The 12,237-nt window shown below is 64.3% G+C and carries 14 protein-coding genes; 5 read left to right on the top strand and 9 right to left on the bottom strand.

Going from position 1 to position 12,237, the window contains the following annotated elements; all coding sequences use genetic code 11:
• Window positions 1–3: 3 nt before the first annotated feature.
• On the top strand, window positions 4–1,524 hold the full coding sequence (locus AC5RTT_RS04310) for a dihydrolipoamide acetyltransferase family protein (RefSeq protein WP_494144151.1): 1,521 nt from the start codon (window positions 4–6) through the stop codon (window positions 1,522–1,524).
• 243 nt (window positions 1,525–1,767) lie between these two features.
• Here AC5RTT_RS04310 and AC5RTT_RS04305 read toward each other — a convergent pair whose 3' ends face one another.
• On the bottom strand, window positions 1,768–1,989 hold the full coding sequence (locus AC5RTT_RS04305) for a hypothetical protein (protein ID WP_494144150.1): 222 nt from the start codon (window positions 1,987–1,989) through the stop codon (window positions 1,768–1,770).
• A gap of 539 nt (window positions 1,990–2,528) precedes the next feature.
• Between AC5RTT_RS04305 and AC5RTT_RS04300 the strand changes: the two genes are divergently transcribed.
• Both AC5RTT_RS04300 and AC5RTT_RS04295 read left to right on the top strand, forming a co-directional pair.
• Window positions 2,529–3,071 (top strand): hypothetical protein, encoded by a 543-nt coding sequence (locus AC5RTT_RS04300; protein WP_494144149.1) that lies wholly within the window; start codon window positions 2,529–2,531, stop codon window positions 3,069–3,071.
• Window positions 3,072–3,208: 137 nt separating this feature from the next.
• Window positions 3,209–3,559, top strand: a complete 351-nt coding sequence (locus tag AC5RTT_RS04295; RefSeq protein WP_494144148.1) for a helix-turn-helix transcriptional regulator — start codon at window positions 3,209–3,211, stop codon at window positions 3,557–3,559.
• Here the strand turns inward: AC5RTT_RS04295 and AC5RTT_RS04290 are convergent.
• Both AC5RTT_RS04290 and AC5RTT_RS04285 read right to left on the bottom strand, forming a co-directional pair.
• Window positions 3,556–3,858, bottom strand: coding sequence for a P-II family nitrogen regulator (locus tag AC5RTT_RS04290; RefSeq protein WP_494144147.1), 303 nt, complete (start codon window positions 3,856–3,858; stop codon window positions 3,556–3,558). The two genes, AC5RTT_RS04295 and AC5RTT_RS04290, sit on opposite strands and share 4 nt — an antisense overlap.
• Before the next feature lie 4 nt (window positions 3,859–3,862).
• Window positions 3,863–4,807 carry a sodium-dependent bicarbonate transport family permease gene (locus tag AC5RTT_RS04285; RefSeq protein WP_494144146.1) on the bottom strand — a complete coding sequence of 315 codons (945 nt, stop codon included), beginning with the start codon at window positions 4,805–4,807 and terminating at the stop codon, window positions 3,863–3,865.
• Window positions 4,808–5,237: 430 nt separating this feature from the next.
• Between AC5RTT_RS04285 and AC5RTT_RS04280 the strand changes: the two genes are divergently transcribed.
• Both AC5RTT_RS04280 and AC5RTT_RS04275 read left to right on the top strand, forming a co-directional pair.
• Window positions 5,238–6,437: a beta-propeller fold lactonase family protein gene (locus AC5RTT_RS04280; RefSeq protein WP_494144145.1), complete on the top strand. Its 1,200-nt coding sequence runs from the start codon at window positions 5,238–5,240 to the stop codon at window positions 6,435–6,437.
• 439 nt (window positions 6,438–6,876) lie between these two features.
• On the top strand, window positions 6,877–7,644 hold the full coding sequence (locus tag AC5RTT_RS04275; RefSeq protein WP_494144144.1) for a class I SAM-dependent methyltransferase: 768 nt from the start codon (window positions 6,877–6,879) through the stop codon (window positions 7,642–7,644).
• A 21-nt stretch (window positions 7,645–7,665) separates the two neighbouring features.
• On the opposite strand, the gene AC5RTT_RS04270 is transcribed toward AC5RTT_RS04275, so the two are convergent.
• From AC5RTT_RS04270 to AC5RTT_RS04245, 6 genes are all read right to left on the bottom strand, one after another.
• The gene (locus AC5RTT_RS04270; protein ID WP_494144143.1) at window positions 7,666–8,394 is read right to left on the bottom strand and encodes a hemerythrin domain-containing protein; all 729 of its coding nucleotides are present in this window, start codon (window positions 8,392–8,394) and stop codon (window positions 7,666–7,668) included.
• Between the two features lie 180 nt (window positions 8,395–8,574).
• Complete coding sequence (locus tag AC5RTT_RS04265) at window positions 8,575–8,949, bottom strand: hypothetical protein (protein WP_494144142.1); 375 nt, start codon at window positions 8,947–8,949, stop codon at window positions 8,575–8,577.
• Between the two features lie 20 nt (window positions 8,950–8,969).
• Window positions 8,970–10,568, bottom strand: a complete 1,599-nt coding sequence (locus AC5RTT_RS04260) for a radical SAM protein (protein ID WP_494144141.1) — start codon at window positions 10,566–10,568, stop codon at window positions 8,970–8,972.
• Window positions 10,565–10,924, bottom strand: a complete 360-nt coding sequence (locus AC5RTT_RS04255; RefSeq protein WP_494144140.1) for a hypothetical protein — start codon at window positions 10,922–10,924, stop codon at window positions 10,565–10,567. Before AC5RTT_RS04255 ends, AC5RTT_RS04260 begins: the two co-directional genes overlap by 4 nt.
• Before the next feature lie 34 nt (window positions 10,925–10,958).
• Entirely contained in the window at window positions 10,959–11,282 is a 324-nt protein-coding gene (locus AC5RTT_RS04250; protein WP_494144139.1) for a hypothetical protein, read from the bottom strand.
• Entirely contained in the window at window positions 11,279–12,037 is a 759-nt protein-coding gene (locus tag AC5RTT_RS04245; RefSeq protein WP_494144138.1) for a prolipoprotein diacylglyceryl transferase, read from the bottom strand. Before AC5RTT_RS04245 ends, AC5RTT_RS04250 begins: the two co-directional genes overlap by 4 nt.
• Between the last annotated feature and the right edge of the window lie 200 nt (window positions 12,038–12,237).

Here is a 12,237-nt window from a genome sequence, read left to right as displayed (position 1 = left end):
TTCATGAGCGAGACTCGCGTGTTTTTGTTGCCGGACCTGGGGGAGGGCCTGACCGAGGCCGAGCTGGTGTCCTGGCACGTTTCTGTTGGGGACACCATCTCCGTGGACCAGCCGATCGCCGAGGTGGAGACTGCCAAGTCCACCGTTGAGGTGCCCTCTCCCTATGCCGGTGTTGTGGCCGAGCTGCACGGGCAGCCGGGGGAGACCATCGACGTGGGAAAGCCGCTGATCTCGGTGATGCCTGCTTCTTCCGGGGCCGCCGCTTCTGATGCCGCCCCCGCCCCGGAACCTGCGGAGCCCGTGACTGAACCTGCGGAAACCGAGCTGGGGGAGCCGGTGGTTGACTCCGCACCGGTTGAGCCCGGCGAAACCCACGTGGCCCAGTCCTACCGCGAAGAGGAGAAGGCTGGGTCCGGAAACGTCCTGATCGGCTACGGAACTCCCGGCGGCCACGGCACCGCCCGCCGCACCCGGGCACGGAAGTCGTCTCTTGCCCTGGTTGAGCCTGCCGAAAGCAAACCTGCAGAAGCCACCCCCGAACACGACCTGACCCTGGTGCGGACCCGGGTTCCCGGGAAGCTCGGTGCGGTGATCTCCCCGCTGGTCCGGCGCATGGCAAAGGAACACGGGGTGGATCTGGGCGAGCTCCATGGCTCCGGCGAGAGCGGGCTGATCATGCGCCGCGACGTGGAGGCAGCGATCCATCCCGTCGAAACCAAGCCGGCTGAAGCCACTCCGCGTCCGGCGGTTGAGCCTGCCGAAACTCAGCCTGCCGAATCCAGGCCAGTTCAGGCTGAGGGCGTGGACGCCCGCACCGGCCTGGCCGTCTCCTCCCGGACTCCTGTCCGCGGTGTGCGCAAGGCCGTGGCCGCGAACATGGCCCGCAGCCGCTCCGAGATTCCCGAGGCAACGGTGTGGGTGGACGCGGATGCCACCGCGCTGTTGGAGCTCCGTGAGGGAATGAAGACCAACGGCGCAGAGGTCCCGGGCCTGCTCGCGTTCATCGCCCGTTTTGTCACAGCTGGGCTGAAAAAGTACCCGGAGCTGAACACCCGCATCGAAACGGCCGACGACGGGTCCCAGGAGATCGTCGCGTTCAGCGGGATCAACCTCGGCATCGCCGCCCAGACCGACCGGGGCCTGGTGGTCCCGTCCGTCCGCGGCGCCGAAAAACTGAGCGCCCGGGAACTGGACGCCGAGATCCGCCGGCTGACCGACGTCGCACGCCAAGGCAAGGCAACCCCCACCGAACTGGGCAGTGGCACCTTCACGCTGAACAACTACGGTGTGTTCGGGGTGGACGGGTCCGCGGCGATCATCAACCACCCGGAGGTGGGCATCCTCGGCGTCGGCCGGATCATCGACAAGCCGTGGGTGGTCAACGGCGAACTGGCGGTCCGCAAAGTCACCGAACTGACGCTGACCTTCGACCACCGGGTCTGCGACGGCGGAACGGCGGCCGGCTTCCTCCGCTTCGTGGCGGACGCGATGGAGAACCCCACCACCCTCCTGGCCGACCTCTAGCCGGAGTCCCGACGCTCTCTCACTTATGGCGGTGTTTCCTGAAACGCTCGCTCACTTATGGCGGTGTTTTCTGCAACGCCCGCTCACCGCGGCGTGCGATGAGGGCCGCCAGCCCAGGCTCTTGGTGGCCCTCGCCCCACATCTACGGTCGGCCAAGCTCGACTACGACTACTCCTGCCGCTAGTCAGCCTACGCGTTAGGCGGGGGATACGACGGCGGCGCTTGCCGCCGTCGTAGGTGGACTCAGTGCCGTCGGGCGTCGTGGAGTTCCGCTGCCCTGCGAATGAAGTCGCAGTCGCTGGCGGAGAGGATACTTTCACCGTGCCGGTCCTGTTCAAACTCGGCTCCGGTAGCCACCTTGATCTCTGCCGCAATGGTTCTGGGAAGGATGCGGCACCCCGGATTATCCACCAGCCAATGCCGCGTTTCTGGTTCGAGCCGATCCCACAGCTGCTCAATGTCCATTACATACCCCACCCTTTGTAATTTTCTTATGCATGAATGATGTGAGACGGAGGTAGTCGCGGTGTCCCCTCCGCGTCTGCGGCCGCACCAGGAGACCCGATCATGGGAAATTTCTCCCACCTGGTGCGGAATCTTTTCCCCGTGATGAGTGAAAAGATTCTTCCGACATTGACCGATAGACGTTGTGGTCAATCGCGCCCATAAAAAGTGTGATCCCCTCTGGACGGGACGGTCAAGACCTCTTCTAAAACGGTCATACCAATTCCCCAGGACCGCCGCATTTCCACATGCACTTCACTCCAACTATTTATTCTGGCTGAACAAGGTGGAGCGGTTCTTCGGCTTCGTCCCCGAGGACCCCTGCGCAAGTAGTGGTACAGGTACGCCGTCGCGGGAAGTGAGTACCACTGGCCCTTGCAGACGCGTCTGCCCCAAAAAGTCGGGTAACCACCTCTGGTTACTCGCGCGGACATCCTCCCTAGGCTCCGGTTACCGGGCGCACGCCCGGCCAGAGCCGATAGAGAAGGGGCTTCAAGCTCATGAAAACCACGTCCAGGAAAATCACCGCCATCTCGGCGGCTATTGCAGGTCTGATGCTGGCGGCGGTGCCCGCTACCGCAGCGGTAACGTTCGATCCCGCCACGGGCACCGGCTTCGTTGGGAAGGGCGATGTGCAGACAGTCTTCAGCTGGTCGAACAAAGCGCTCCAGGACAACGCGGCCAAGGTGGACTTCCGCGTCAACTCCGTCACGGAAACCTCGTGGACCTGCAGCAAAGAGGTGGTGCAGGGCAATGATGTGGTCCGCGAAATCATCCTGGAGCGGAGCACATCTGTGACGACGCAGGGCCTTGTCACCACCGTGGCCCGGGATAACTCCAAGGGCAAGGACGGGGCTGTTACGGGCTTCTTCCTGACAGGGTATGAGGGCGGCGCCTCCGTCTCGGTAACGGACGGTCCTGCGGTGCGCTCCTGCCCGGCCAACCCCAGCGGCTTCGTTTACGACGGGAACGCGCAGACAACCGAAACAGGCGGCGGCCTTGAGGTGACGGCCGACGGGAGCACCTGGCACCCCCTCGGCTAGCGAACTGAGGGCAGCAGCTACTTGCGCCGCAGCCGGGCGCCGGACGTTTCCAGCCATTCCTGGAAACGTTTGGCGTCCGACGGCGGCGCCCGGCACCGGGATCAGCGCGCCGCTGATGGGCTATTGTCCAAGGGGTGGTGACTAAAGATTCTGAAGCAAAGGAAACCGAAACGGCCGGTAGCGGCTCCGGGTGGACGTTCCTCACCAACCATGCCCATGTGCTGCTGACCATCGCCCGTGATCCGCAGATACGGCTCCGCGACCTGGCTGCCACGGTGGGGATCACGGAGCGTGCCGCCCAGAAGATTGCTGCGGACCTTGCGGAGGCCGGCTACATCACCAGGACACGGGCAGGCCGACGGAACATCTATTCGGTGGTGTCCGGCCGCCCGTTCCGGCACCCTGTCGATGCCGGACACCAGCTGGATGAACTCCTGGCCGTGCTCGTGCCTGAAAAGGGGCAGCCCGCCGAGGGCACGAACGCCTAGAACTTGGCTGGCCGCAGGACCTCGACGTCACTGAGAAACAGGATCATGGCGTAGTCCTGGTAGTAGTGCTCGCGAAGGTGCGCGGCAAGGCCTTCCGCCGTCACCGCATCGCACACCACCTCAATCCGGATGTTGCTGTTCGCTTCCCAGCCCGCTCCCCGGACACCCCGGCTGCCTTTTCCGCGCGCGTCGGTGATGGTGTATCCGTGGGCGTTGTGCTGCTCGATGTCGCGGACGAGCGTTGATTCGAGGACGGCCTCGGTGACGATGGTCAGGAGCTTGCGTTGGTGTTTTTCCATGGCTTTATCCCCTCGTGAAGGTATGGATCCAGATGGACAGGGCGTGGTAAAGGGGGATCCCCACCACCACGTTGAACGGGAAGGTGATCCCCAAGGATGCTGCCAGCGACAACGTGGGGTTGGCCTCCGGTACGGAGATGCGCATGGCCGCTGGCGCCGCGATGTAGGAGGCACTTGCCGCCAGTGTTGCCAGAATCGCTGTTCCGCCCACTGACAGCCCCAGGGCCCAGCCCAGCCCTGCACCTATGACTGCTGAGAACAGCGGCATGATGATGGCAAAACCCACCAGGAACATGCCGTATTTGCGCAGGCCTCCGAGCTGGGTAGCCGTCAGCAGCCCCATTTCCAGCAGGAACAGGGCCAGGATGCCTTTGAACATGTCCACAAACAGGGGTTCGATGGAGGACAGGCCGTCCGGTCCGGCGATCCAGCCGATGAACAGGCCGCCCAGGAGCAGCACGATACCTTTCCCGAGGAAGACCTCATGGGCCACCGATTTCCACCGTGTCTCCTTCGAAACTCCCCGGGCCAAAACGATGCCCACGATGATGGCCGGCACTTCCAGCATCACCAGAAGCAGCGGCATGTGCTCCTCGAAGACTACTTGGCGTGTGCCCAGGTAGGCGATGGCCACAGCGAAGGTGCCTACGCTGACGGAGCCGTAGTGGGCGGCGATGGAGGCTGCGTCGGCGCGTTTGAACCGGCCGAGGTAGCGCAGCACCGGGAAGGCCAGGAGGGAGAGGAAGAATCCCATCGCCACAACAGCCAGCATCTGCGGCAGCAGGTCTCCAAAGGGCTGCTTAGCCAGCTCCACGCCGCCCTTGAGGCCGATGGCCAACAGCAGCACGATGGTGACGAACTCGTAGATTGCCGCCGGGAGGCGCAGTTCGGACCGGAGCAGCCCGGCCAGCGCACCAAGAATGAAGAAAAGGATGATGGGGTCTACCACTTTAGGACTCTCTGGTTGTTTCCCGGCGGATGGACAGGAGCGGTAATGAACCCGGCCCGGGTCCACGGGCTGGGTTGGCCGCGCATGCGGCGTCGACCCACAGCATGGCACAAATTGCACAGATATGCGCAGCACAATTCATGAAACGTAATTCGTATATAAAAGGAGGGCTCTGCCCGGGGGTCGGATGCAAGGCAACAGGTAGCTCCAGCGCAAAAGACAGGTATCAGCCAACGGTGACCGCAGGTTCGCCTGGTCTATAAACTCCGGCCTAAGCCGTTGTTTCGGCCAGCCCGTTACGAGGGGAAACCTGATGCAGCTAACAAATACACGGTGCCGGCGATACCCGGTCCGCCCTGCGGCTCAACACAAGCAAGCCCGACTTCGCAGGCGGCGTGCGGCCATCGTCGGTACGGTCATTGCGGCGCTCATGCTGGTCGGCAATATCACTGCAACCGCTGCAGCCACGGTGACCTCCACGATCCCGGTCGGGTCGAGCCCGAGAGACGTTGCATTCAGCCCGGACGGGTCGAAGGCCTACGTCACCAACGCCGAATCCAACACTGTATCCGTCATCGACGTCGCCTCGGGCACGGTGACCTCCACGATCCCGGTCGCCACTTTTCCGATCGGTGTTGCGTTCGCCCCGGACGGATCGAAGGCCTATGTGACCAGCACCGGTACCGACACGGTGTCGGTCATCAATGTGGCGTCTGGCACGGTGACCTCCTCGATTTCGGTCGGAGAGACCCCGACCGCCGTTGCATTCACGCCCGACGGGTCGAAGGCATATGTCACCAGCGCTGGTACCTATACGCTGTCGGTCATTGATGTGGGCACGCATAGGATGACCTCCTCGATCCCGGCCGGGCCGCTTCCGAACTCCATTGCTTTCACCCCGGACGGGTCGACGGCCTACGTCACCAACGGGCAGGATTCCAACATGGTGTCGGTCATTGATGTGGCCACGAGCACGATGACCTCCACCATCCCGGTCGGGTCGTCTCCGACCGGCGTTGCGTTCACGCCGGACGGGTCCACAGCCTACGTCGCCAACAACGAAAGTGACACGGTGTCGGTCATCGATGTGGCAACCGAAGATGAGGTTGCGACCATCACGGTGGGGTGGGCCCCGGACAGTGTGGCGATCGCCCCTGACGGGTTCACGGCCTACGTCACCAACTCCGGTTCCAATACGGTGTCGGTCATGGACGTGGAGTCGCGCGTTGTAACCTCTGAGATCCCGGTTGGGGCGTCTCCCACTGGTATCGCGGTCGCCCCCGACGGGTCGACAGTCTACCTCGTAAACACGTCCTCCAATACGGTGTCGGCCATTACTGTGAATGCCGCAGCGCCGGTGTTCACCGCGGCCACACCGCCTTCAAAGGCGACCACGCGTGCCGCCTACAGCTACACGTTTGCCGCAACAGGTGTCCCTGCCCCGACCTTCCAGGTTTCCTCCGGTGCACTGCCGGCAGGCCTAACGCTGGACGCCGCCACGGGAGTCCTGGCCGGAACACCGACCAAGGCCGGCAGGTACACGTTTAGTGTCACTGCCACCAACGGTGTCAGCCCCGGTGCGGTCACGGACCCCATCACGATCACCGTGACCAAGGCAAAGGTCCGCTGAACCGAAGCACGAACACGCAGCACCGCCAGCATCAGGGCAGAACATGCGCGCAAGATGACGCGCAGTTCGTGAAGCACAAGGACATGTCACGTGTGGACCAAACAGCACCAAACCTTCTGCAGTATCTGCGGAAAGACAACCAACCACTTCACGCACTACCTCAAGGATGAGGAAGGCGGCGGGATAATTCCCGACGAGCACTGCGCCGAGCACCGTGAAGACCTAGTAGGTGAACAGCCTCAGACTTAGCCGCGTGGCCGTCGAAATCAGCTCAACGAAGTTCCGGTTGATCCGGCGTTACTGCTGCGTTATCGGTCGGGGAGGGGCGCCCTCCCGTGCGGGAGCATGGCTGGTACGACGGCGGGTGCGCGCCGCCCTCGTACGCCTTGACTTGGCGGGTCGGTACGGTTGCGTAGGCTCAGGACGGGAGGTGCCCCAGATGGCTACTACACCGGAACAGTTCTATGACCGCCTGGCATCCGAATACCACCTGCTGTTCGGCGACTGGTGGACTGCCGCCAAATGGCACGGGCGCATGATCGCGGATGTCCTCGCACGCCGGGGGATCACCGAGGGGCGCCTCCTGGACTGCACATGCGGCATCGGAACCCAGGCCCTGCCGCTTGCGAAACTTGGGTACCGCGTGACGGCGACCGACGTGAGCCGCGCCGCCGTCGACCGGGCCAGGGCGGAGTCAACTGCTAGGGAAACCGACGTCGACTTTGCCTGCTGCGACGTCCGGAACGTGCGGAATTGCGTCTCCGGGGAGTTCGACGTCGCCATCTCCTGCGACAACGCCCTGCCGCACCTGCTGACCGACGGGGACCTGCGCAGTGCCTTGGGCAGTGTCCGGGCGTGCCTGCGGCCGGGCGGGCTGCTGCTCGCCTCCCTTCGGGACTATGACGCGTTGCGGGCCACCCGGCCGGGCGGGGTGCCGATCGCGGTTTATGGGGACGTCGGGTCCCGGCATGGGGCCGGCCAGGTGTGGCAATGGTCCGAGGACGGGGAGTATGTGGACATCGAGCTGTTCACCTTCACAGAGGAGGCCACCGGATCGTGGCGGGCCCGCTCCGGCACCACCCGCTACCGGGCGCTGCGGCGCGCGACACTTTGGGGTCTGCTGGCATCGGCCGGGTTTACCGCCGTCGAATGGCTCATGCCCGACGTCAGCGGTTACTACCAGCCGATGGTGCTGGCGACAGCCTGATGCTCGTTGGTGCTCCTCCGGCTAGAACGTCTCTGGGACGGGGCGGCCGGGGAAGAGCGCCGCGTACTGCTTGCGGTACATCCTGCGTCCGATCAGCCGGTAGGCAAGGCGCACCGGTGCGGGCATCTCGTCGAAGAAGATTCTCCTCCGGTCTTCCGGCGGATTCGCGGCCAGGACCAGGCCGAGGAAGGAGACCAGGAACTTTTTGTCGTACTGCCGCACCCCATGCTTGGGTAATGCCATCAGTTCCTCCTCGGTCATCACCCGGTCCACGACGGGCATCACTTCGGTGACCTCGCGGCGCAGGTGCTCCTTGAGGACGGGCTGAAGGTCTTCGTAGCGCTGTGCGAGTTCCGCCCTGCTTTCTGCGTCCGCCGTCTGCATCCAGCCTTCAAGGACGGGTTCGGTTGCCTTCACGTGGTCCCGGATCTGTCTGTGGTGGCGGAGCATCTCCTCTATGTGCGGTGTGCTCGCCGGTGCCCGCTCGGCCAACTGCGGGTACATCAGCAGGTCCTGGCCCTCCTGGTGGACAAGGAGCACTTTGTGGAAGTTACCCAGCATCTTTCCCACATAGGCGGCGCGGGCAGTGTCGCCGGGGCTGGCGGAACGCACCAGGCCGGGCGCCTCGTCATAGGCCCAGAGCAGGAAGCGGTGGACCCGCTGGATACCGGTTGACCCGGTAGACAGGACCGGCCCCGGCGGCAGGGGTGCCGCGGTTTCGCCGGGACGCATGGTGAAGAAATCAGTCATGGCTGGCTCCATTGGAAAATCTGGCGATACCCGCCCGGACGCCGGCACGGCGGTTTCCGGGCCGGGCCGGGATTAGGCTGTGGCCACGGAGCCAGATTACTACTTTTGTAGTGAGATGTCACTACTTTTATAGTGGTGCCGAGGGCACCCTTGGAAGCGACGAAACAGACACCGGAGGCGCTAGGAGCCGAACAGTTGGGCCGCCAGCGAGTAGATCCCCCATAGCCCAGCTGCCAAAAGGGCGCCCAGGTAGGCGAGGACCAGCCTCGTATCGCGGAGGTAGCACTTCGACTTCGTCAGGCCCCGCCGTCGGGCTTTCCAATAGCCTGCGAATCCGACGGCGGCGAACACGGCCAGTGCCAGCGGGCCTGCGGCCCAGCCCAGCAGGGCAATCGTCGCGAAGATGCAAAGCCGCAGCGGATCGAAGGGCGGCGGTGACTGCGGATCGGCGTCGGGGTGAGGGCGGTGTCCATGCCGGGCTGCATGCTTGGAACGCACAAGATGCGACGGCGGCAACCCGGCGGCAATGCGCCGGGCGTCGGAAGCGGAACTCATCATTCCTCCTTGTCCCTGGCTCAGACCTGGCGGACCGGGAGGAGCCGGGTGCCCGTGGCTGTGCTCATCCGCTGCCTGGCCAGGGCGGGCCAGGCCTGGACAGCGCAGAACGGAGCGCACTGGTGATCGCCGGCGTCGCTCTTCGTCCCCACGTGGACGCAGCATTGGGTGAGCCGTTCCTCAATCATGGTGGAGATGTCCATGAAGGGCTTCACCATGATCCGGGTGATCCGTTCGCCGAGGAGCCGGCGCAGGCGCTGCTGCTGCCCTGGAAGCTTGCCGGCGGCCAGCGTGGTCAGGGTGCCGATGCCGAGGTCGCACTGGGTGCAGATGTTCTTCCAAAGGTCCATGGTCCGCGGGTGGGACAAGGAGGACTGTTCGCTGAGAAGGTCCAGCAGTGAGGTCTTCATGAGGTTTCGCAGCTCGAGCGGGATGGCGCTGTCGGCGATCCGGTTGGCGATGGTGTCGGGGTTAAGTTCCAGCCAGGCGAGCAGCTGGTCGTGCCCGATGAGGGCTGTCAGTGAACGCCAGACGCCGGCGTCGTCCTTCAGCATGTAACCCACCGAGGCGCAGTGCGGATGGGAGCAGGGGAGTGCTGTCAGGTCGTGCCATGAGACTACCCCTCCGGTTTGCTCCGCGAGCCTGTCCAGGACGCCTGTGTGGGTGAGCCGGTTCAAAGGGTCGATGCCGTGGCCGCGCCCTGAACCGAACACCGGCTGCAGCGCAACCCCGCCTATGAACGGCGTTTCCAGAGCCCGCATGACGACTGCGCCCACCTCGCCGTCGTTGACGCCGAGCGCCGCCGTCATGGTCAGGGTGGTGAACACTCCGGCCTCGGACAGGCGCGCGATGGCCATGTCTTTGAAGCGGGTCAGGTCTCCGCCACGGTGGTGGATGGATGCTTCTTTGGACGGGCCGTCGTATTGGAGGTACACCTCCACCCGGTCCCGGTGCCTGGCCAGCAGGGCGAGCAGGTCGTCGTCGGTGGCAATGAGCATGCCGTTGCTGTTCACCATGATCCGGACGATCGGCCGGGCGACGAGCTCATCCAGAAGTTCAGCCAGATGCGGGTAGAGCGTGGGCTCACCGCCGGAGAGCATCAGGACGTCCAGCCGCCCGTTTTCCCGGGCAAGCCGGGTGTCGATATTGGCCAGCACTTCGCTGAGCGGCGCCACTCCCTGCAGCTGGGGGCCGGAAGCCGTGAAGCAGGTGGGGCAGCGCAGGTTGCAGTGCTCAATGATGTCCTGCAGGAGGATGCACGTGTGCTGCGTCTGCATGGCGGGCAGCCCGTATGAGTACGCCTCGGGTATCTGGCGGTAGTTGCCGGCCTGGTCCGGGACGTGTTGCTTGGTTGGCGCCTGCCACCTCTCCAGGTATCGCAGAATTTCGGGGGACTCGTCGTACAACGTGCTGATGAGTCCGTGGTCCGGGCAGCCGCGTTCAAGCCAGACCCGCCCGCCGCGGATCAGCAGCGCGCCGGAGAGGCGCCGGACCTGCGCGAGCGGGGGGTTTGTCTCATGGCAGCGGGGACAGAAGGCTGTGACATAGCGGTGAATGCGGTCCCCGCGAAGAGGCTGGCCGGGACCCGGCAACGGCTGCCGGGAAGTAAACGGGTTCATATCCGGCTACTCATCTGCGAGAGGGCCATGACGCAGATCCCGCCACCGACCAGTATGAAGACCCCTAGGCCAATCAACAGCCCCGCGCCCAACCGGGACGTGCGAGTCCAGATTGCCAGACCACCGGCTACCGCCAGATACACCCCGATTGGTATCAGCGCTGCCGGCCCGGCGAGAGGGGTTTTATAGCCTTCGTCCGGAGCGATACCAGCTGTTGTCCCGAAATAGAGGACATAGAGACCAGCAGCTCCGAGCAGGATTCCAAGCATCATGGAGCCGCGTCTTGGTTCAGGGGGCTCCTCTTCCGCCCGTGGTGGCAGGGGGCTCCAGGGTTCTTTGGAATTGTCATCGGTCATGCTGCTCGCTCCTCAACTTTCGGGCGGAGTGGTTTCATCTCAGGGGCCTCATCTGCGCGAGGAGTCCGACGCAGATCCCACCGCCGAGCAGGGTGAAGATCCCCAGGCCAATCAGCAGCCCCGCACCCAGCCGGGACGTGCGCGGCCGGACCGCGAGAACAGCCGCTACCAACAGATAGACGCCGATTGGAATCAATGCTGCGGGCCCGGCGAGGAAATGCATGGAGGAGAGCGCAAAGAAATAGAAGAGATAAAGGGCAGTAGCGCCCAACAGGATTCCCAACCCCAGGGGGCCGAGACCTGGTTCGGGGGGATCCTCCTCCTGCTCTTCTTGGCGCGGTGGGTAGTCCTCGCTCATGCTGCCCTTTCCTCCAACCTAGGCCGGAGGGGTTTGCCGAAGACCCGCAGCATCCGCCAGAGCAGCAGGGGGAGAACCACCAGGAGGAACCACTGCGGACGGCTCATCCCCAGCCAGAGCACCTCGTTGCCGCGGACAAACTCGACGCCGAAGCGGAACAGGGCGTACGCGGTTACGTAGCAGATGAAGAGGTCGCCGGACCGGGGCAGGCGGTCCCGGTAACGCCACATCAGGGCGAACGCTGCCGCATGGAACACGATTTCGTAGGCAAAGGAAGGGTGGAGCCCCACCCCGGGAACTCCACCCAACATCGCAGCCTGCGTGGGCGTGAGCATCAGCCCCCACGTCCCCCCGGTCGGGGTGCCGGGCAATTCAGTGAGGAGGCACCCGACGCGCCCGATGATCAAGGCCAATGCGACTGCTGGCGCAAGCAGATCCCCGGTGGAGTCGCGGTAACCTGTCATCCGCTTGGCCAGATGGACGCCGAACCACGCGCCCACCAGTCCCGCCAGGATGCTGCGGTCGCCGTTGCCCCACCAGTCAACGAGGGACATCTGCCGGGAAAAATCCCAGGTCAGCAATCTGGAACCGATGGCACCGAAGGCGATGGCGAAGCCTGCAATGGGCCACAGCCGGGGATCGGTAAGGCCTCTGCGGCGCTTTTCATAGGCGTAGAACAGCAGGGCTGCAAGGATTCCCAGCCCCAATAAGGCGGCGTGCACCAGCCCGTCTCCCGCGAAGGGAAGCCCGATCATGAGCAGAGTGTAACAGCGGCCATTCCTGCCTGCCCTGCGCCCTCAACGGGTGACGAAAAAGCAAGTACCCGCGCGAGAGTTGAATCCTAAATATGAGTACTCGGTACTCGTGACCTGCCACGGCGCCCCACTTACCCTGAAGCGAAAGGGGATGAGGCCGGGGCGCTCCGTTCTTGCCCGAAGCCCCGGCCGGACCACGC

Source organism: Arthrobacter sp. Y3221157, assembly GCF_059089865.1.
Note: the sequence above shows the minus strand (reverse complement) of the source record. Positions and strands in the feature narration are given on the sequence as shown.

Coding starts and splice junctions, on each gene's coding strand:
- AC5RTT_RS04310 (WP_494144151.1), top strand. CDS start 4: ATGAGCGAGACTCGCGTGTTTTTGTTGCCGGACCTGGGGGAGGGCCTG.
- AC5RTT_RS04305 (WP_494144150.1), bottom strand. CDS start 1,989: ATGGACATTGAGCAGCTGTGGGATCGGCTCGAACCAGAAACGCGGCAT.
- AC5RTT_RS04300 (WP_494144149.1), top strand. CDS start 2,529: ATGAAAACCACGTCCAGGAAAATCACCGCCATCTCGGCGGCTATTGCA.
- AC5RTT_RS04290 (WP_494144147.1), bottom strand. CDS start 3,858: ATGGAAAAACACCAACGCAAGCTCCTGACCATCGTCACCGAGGCCGTC.
- AC5RTT_RS04280 (WP_494144145.1), top strand. CDS start 5,238: ATGCTGGTCGGCAATATCACTGCAACCGCTGCAGCCACGGTGACCTCC.
- AC5RTT_RS04275 (WP_494144144.1), top strand. CDS start 6,877: ATGGCTACTACACCGGAACAGTTCTATGACCGCCTGGCATCCGAATAC.
- AC5RTT_RS04270 (WP_494144143.1), bottom strand. CDS start 8,394: ATGACTGATTTCTTCACCATGCGTCCCGGCGAAACCGCGGCACCCCTG.
- AC5RTT_RS04265 (WP_494144142.1), bottom strand. CDS start 8,949: ATGAGTTCCGCTTCCGACGCCCGGCGCATTGCCGCCGGGTTGCCGCCG.
- AC5RTT_RS04260 (WP_494144141.1), bottom strand. CDS start 10,568: ATGAACCCGTTTACTTCCCGGCAGCCGTTGCCGGGTCCCGGCCAGCCT.
- AC5RTT_RS04255 (WP_494144140.1), bottom strand. CDS start 10,924: ATGACCGATGACAATTCCAAAGAACCCTGGAGCCCCCTGCCACCACGG.
- AC5RTT_RS04250 (WP_494144139.1), bottom strand. CDS start 11,282: ATGAGCGAGGACTACCCACCGCGCCAAGAAGAGCAGGAGGAGGATCCC.
- AC5RTT_RS04245 (WP_494144138.1), bottom strand. CDS start 12,037: ATGATCGGGCTTCCCTTCGCGGGAGACGGGCTGGTGCACGCCGCCTTA.